Here is a 4,779-nt window from a genome sequence, read left to right on the forward strand (position 1 = left end):
AATTTATTGCTGAAGTTTATTGATTTTATTCAAACATTTTTAGGTTTTTTTTGAGCGATTTTTTCTTTGATTAGTCAATCTAGATATAGATAACTTTTACTTATCATTAGTCGTTCTCTGAGTACATAAATACTAAGAAAATCCCTAATTTTTTAGCCCCTATCATTTAGCGATCGCTATTGGACAAAAACTTTTCCATCTACTGACTATTGTTGCTATTCTTTCATCCTCCGAATTTTACAGATTCCATTGCAAAAAAGCTTGTCCTGTCTAGGTTATAGCCTTTTATGTACCCCTGTCAGGGTAAATTTTTTACTTATTTTAGCTGACATTTCCGATATTTCAGATCAATTGTTTGGCTGTAAGTTCCGACTTTTCCGACTGACTAAACTCAAGACTGTGATGTATCCTAAGTTATCAAGCAATTTCAAGGCTTGATTTAGGTAATCTAAAAAAACAGGGAATCCCTACTCATCGGTGAGCGAATAGCCATTCATCAGAGAGTAGAGCGGAATTTGGAAGATCACTGGAGATTTAATTTCTCCATAGGAAGCTTGGGAATTGGCAGTAGATGATACTATCCCTGAATGGTTACTCTGTTTCTAGTTGATAATCCTGTCAATTTATGGAAAACCTGAAAATTTAAATTTTTGAATCGGAGAGTTATATTATGATTAAAATATCTATTTTAAATCTCAATATTATGTTAGGATTATTAACAGCTTCTCTTAACGTAAATATAATTTTGCCAGTTTTAGCTCAAAAATTTGATGGTGAAACTTCTTCTCATAAAGTAAGAGGTAGTAGTTGTGTTAATTTCCGAACGCAACCATCAATAAATGCCAAGATTATTCATTGTTTGAAATCAGGTACTTATATTGACGTTGTTCGGATTCCACCTTCTTTAAAGTTTGCTTGGGTTAGAGATGAAGCAGATCATCTTTGGTATTTGGTATTTGATCAAGATACTAAACTACAAGGATGGGTCATGCCTGACTGTATTGATATTTTTGAAGAAAAAAGTTCAACAAATTGCGCTGATTATGGTTCTATTATTCCTACTACTTATCCACCAGAATTGTTGGGAAATCTAGATTACTATCAATTTCGCTATGACGATTTTATGAAAAGAAATCCTGGTCAGCAACCACCAGATTATTACTTAGAGTTTGGACATAAATACTTGACTAGATTTATGAATGAAACTTATCCTAATTTGACTAAAAAAGGGCAAGAATTTCTCAAAAATGTCGGGAAGTCTTTACAGCAGAAAATGGAAAATAAGTTAAAATCCGATCCTGAATTATTTGCAAAATTAGAGCTTCAATCTGATGAGTTTCGTAAGTTTGCCTATGAAACACATCCAGATTCTTATTGTGAATCTGGTTGGAAAGATTTACCAAAATCAGATAAAGATAAAATTATAGAAGCTGTAGATAGACGGGATTTATATGTATCTCAACAAGGGAGAGAGACAGGTGCTAAACTTGTTCAACAGTGTGGTGATAGTGAAGATTCAATACCAGAAAGAGAACACTTTCCTGATTGGATACTCAAGACATTAAAGTCGTTTGTTGATTGGATGATATCACGGCTTTATAGATAAATTGTGATCGCTATTGTGATGAAATACAAAATTGTCCTTTATCGTTCTGAAGAAGGAATTACTGTTGGCGTTCCTGCACTCCCTGGTTGTTGGTCTGAGGGAGACACTGAGGAAGAGGCATTAATTAATATACAAGATGCAATGAGTATCTTGCAGCCTTGGAAAAACGCTGGCAAGATGGGGAAATTCCTGAAATTAAAATGCAGGTGTAACTATTTGACCGTCGTAGAATTTCGTAAACTATTATGATTGCGATAAAATTAGCTAAAATTTCTCTTGCTTTCGACTCATATCTAGATTTGATGATTAATTACATAAGCTTTAAAAACAGGATTTAAACATAATAGAGCGTTCTCATCTTTTGCCACTATTATTCGTCTGATTAGAGATTGAATTATTTTCAAAGAATCTGTATAAGCTAGAGAAGTTTGGTCGATCATTTCTTTAATGGAAATAGGTTGATTAAAATTTGCTAATTCTGTTAGCATTAGTTTCTCTGATTCTGTTAAACTTTGTAAAATACTTAATAAAGTCTGCTCTAAAGTTTCTTCGGCAATCGGGTATTTAAGTTCTAAAAAGTCAGCAACCTTACCTAAAAATGTCTCTTGAATAAAACTGGCAACTAATTCTAACCAAAGAGGATGACCTTGATAACGTTTAATTAAGGTTTGCCAACTGTCTTCATTTGATAGATGATGATGGCGCAAAATTTCTATTGCATCTTCTCCTAAACCTTCTACGATTAATGTTTTAATGAATTTATTTTTCTGTCCATAAAAAGTCGTATCAATAGGTTTTTCTTGACTCAACAACAGTAAACAGCTTTGATGATTGACTTCAGCAATGCTTTTAAACAATAGTTGATAATCCTGGTAATCTTTTTGATAATTACCTGCTAGTTTTTTAGAGTCAAATAGACTTTGTAAATCATCAAGAATAATCAGACAGCGATGGCTTTTTATTAACTCTAAGAATAAATTTAATTTCTTGTCAAGACTTTGAGAGAGCTTTAATTGAGGATTGATAGATGGTAAAATTTCACTTAAAAGTTCATCTAATTTTGGACAAAAATACAAACTTCTGCGAATAACATAATTAAAACTATTTTTGATTTTATCAACCAGTTTCAAAGAAAGGGTGGTTTTACCAATTCCTTTTAAACCTAACACAGTAACCAAACGGTATTTCTCCGCAACTATCCAAGTTTCTAGATTATTTAATTCGGCAACTCTCCCATAAAATTGAGTTATTTCAGGAATATGACCTAAATCTAAATAGGTACGATTATTGTCAGGTTGAGATTGGTGGTTATTGCCATTAGACGCAGATAGATTAGAAGTACAGAGATTGACATTATTAAGAGAAACAAAATCTCTACCTGATGAAATATGATTATAGAACTGAGATTTCTTTAAAACTGCTCTAATATTTGATTTAGTAATATCTTCCCCTAAAACTTCTGACAAAATTTTCCATAATTCTGAAGCACTATCTCGAATATGACCTTCACTAAGATGAGATTCTTTGGCAACTTCTGAGTATTTGTAACCTTCTAAGGTCCCTTGCAAGATAGTTTTTTGAAGATAGTCTAGATGTTGATCTGTTTTGGCAAAAACCAACTCATCTAAGAGATTTAACACCGTATTAGATAGATTAGCTTGAAACATGGACTATAGATTAGGTAAGTTTTTTACTTATTTTAGCTGATATTTCCGATATTTCAGATCAATTGTTTGGCTGTAAGTTCCGACTTTTCCGACTGACTAAACTCAAGACTGCGATGTATCCTAAGTAATTAAGCAGTTTCAAGGCTTTATTTAGCCAATCTAAAGAAAATGTGTGATAGTACAGATTTTAGTATATCAGCAATAACATTTTTGTACTACTGTTGGCTGATTATTTAAGTTATAGCGGTTCTCGCATCTGCGAGGCACACTTTAACCTTTGTTGATTAAGCTTTTCAGGATTGAGAATGTACCTCTTGTGAACAGGAAACGCTATAGATGTACATTCTGTCATAGCAATAATTTTTCCATCAACATATTCATGACGAGTTTGTGATTGTATTTCTGGCTCAAAATATACTGTTTACTGTTTACTGATCACTGAAAAGTCTCCCCAAACCCTCACCGCTCAAGGAATTAGAAGTTTCACAGAATAATTAGGAGTGATCCCTTGACTTTGGCGGCGGCTTGGGTTATGATTCTCTTATAATTGGATATTTGTGTTTATCACCAACTGCTTAGATTTCCATTATGAATAAAGTCTTTTAAAAATATTATCCCAAAATCTGCCGACAAAAGCAAGGAAAATTTTGCCGTCAATTGTTAAGTTTTGTTAAGAAAAATAGCAAGAGCGGCAAGGAATAGAAATCCCTTACCGTTGACTTTGGCCGTACTCACCACTTCTTATAGGGTAAAAACTTACCCGACATGGTAATTTTAACGCGATCGCCTTTAGGGTCTTCCTCCTTATCCACGTCGAGGGTAAAATCGATCGCACTCATAATACCATCGCCGAATTTTTCATGAATCACCGATTTTAGGGGCATTCCATACACCTGCATGATCTCATAGAAACGATAAATCAGGGGGTCAGTGGGGACAACCGGACCCAATCCCTTGACAGGATACTCGGTTAAGGATGCGACGATTTCGGTTCCCAGTCCCAAAGCTGCCACAATTTTCGTTGCTTCTTCTAGGGAGGCGCTCGCTTGCCGGTAAAAAACAGCGGCAATCCACACCTCATCTCGTCCTAGAATCGCTTCTAGGTCAGCGAAACTCAGGCCTTTTTCCTTCTTCGCTTCCAACAGTTTTGCAGTAATTTCGGGTATCATCGCTTATTTTTGCAGAATTTGTCTGCTTCTAGTTTACCTCAAAATCAATTATATAAGGAAAAGTTATGACATTGATAAAAAAACATTCCTTAAAACCCCTTTACATAACTATAAAAAGCCGATAGTATTATCTCATGTCAAACAAAGAACCTTGACAACCAAATACATACAGAAATTATCCAACCATGACCACCACCCTACAACAGCGCGAGAGCGCTTCCCTGTGGGAGCAGTTCTGTCAGTGGATCACCAGCACCAACAACCGTTTATACATCGGTTGGTTCGGTGTCATCATGATCCCCACCCTGCTCACCGCCACCACCTGCTTCATCATCGC

4 protein-coding genes and 1 pseudogene are annotated in these 4,779 nt (G+C 34.9%); 3 read left to right on the plus strand and 2 right to left on the minus strand.

Annotated elements, in window-relative coordinates; all coding sequences use genetic code 11:
- Positions 1 to 670 precede the first annotated feature (670 nt).
- Positions 671 to 1,606, plus strand: a complete 936-nt coding sequence (locus EWV84_RS09580) for an SH3 domain-containing protein (protein ID WP_287077818.1) — start codon at positions 671 to 673, stop codon at positions 1,604 to 1,606.
- 3 nt (positions 1,607 to 1,609) lie between these two features.
- The gene (locus tag EWV84_RS09585) at positions 1,610 to 1,855 is read left to right on the plus strand and encodes a type II toxin-antitoxin system HicB family antitoxin (RefSeq protein WP_287077819.1); all 246 of its coding nucleotides are present in this window, start codon (positions 1,610 to 1,612) and stop codon (positions 1,853 to 1,855) included.
- 44 nt (positions 1,856 to 1,899) lie between these two features.
- Here EWV84_RS09585 and EWV84_RS09590 read toward each other — a convergent pair whose 3' ends face one another.
- Both EWV84_RS09590 and cynS read right to left on the minus strand, forming a co-directional pair.
- Positions 1,900 to 3,273 (minus strand): helix-turn-helix domain-containing protein, encoded by a 1,374-nt coding sequence (locus EWV84_RS09590; RefSeq protein WP_287077820.1) that lies wholly within the window; start codon positions 3,271 to 3,273, stop codon positions 1,900 to 1,902.
- Between the two features lie 731 nt (positions 3,274 to 4,004).
- Positions 4,005 to 4,442 (minus strand): cyanase, encoded by a 438-nt coding sequence (gene cynS, locus EWV84_RS09595; RefSeq protein ID WP_012264521.1) that lies wholly within the window; start codon positions 4,440 to 4,442, stop codon positions 4,005 to 4,007.
- A 185-nt stretch (positions 4,443 to 4,627) separates the two neighbouring features.
- Here cynS and EWV84_RS09600 point away from each other — a divergent pair.
- Positions 4,628 to 4,779 (plus strand): annotated as a pseudogene (locus EWV84_RS09600) (photosystem II q(b) protein); the annotation flags it as partial.

The organism is Microcystis sp. M_QC_C_20170808_M3Col (assembly GCF_007095505.1).
Classification (GTDB): Bacteria; Cyanobacteriota; Cyanobacteriia; order Cyanobacteriales; family Microcystaceae; genus Microcystis.

Bases quoted from the DNA above. Each gene is read 5' to 3' on its own strand.
- cynS (WP_012264521.1), bottom strand. From the start codon at position 4,442: ATGATACCCGAAATTACTGCAAAACTGTTGGAAGCGAAGAAGGAAAAA.
- EWV84_RS09580 (WP_287077818.1), top strand. From the start codon at position 671: ATGATTAAAATATCTATTTTAAATCTCAATATTATGTTAGGATTATTA.
- EWV84_RS09590 (WP_287077820.1), bottom strand. From the start codon at position 3,273: ATGTTTCAAGCTAATCTATCTAATACGGTGTTAAATCTCTTAGATGAG.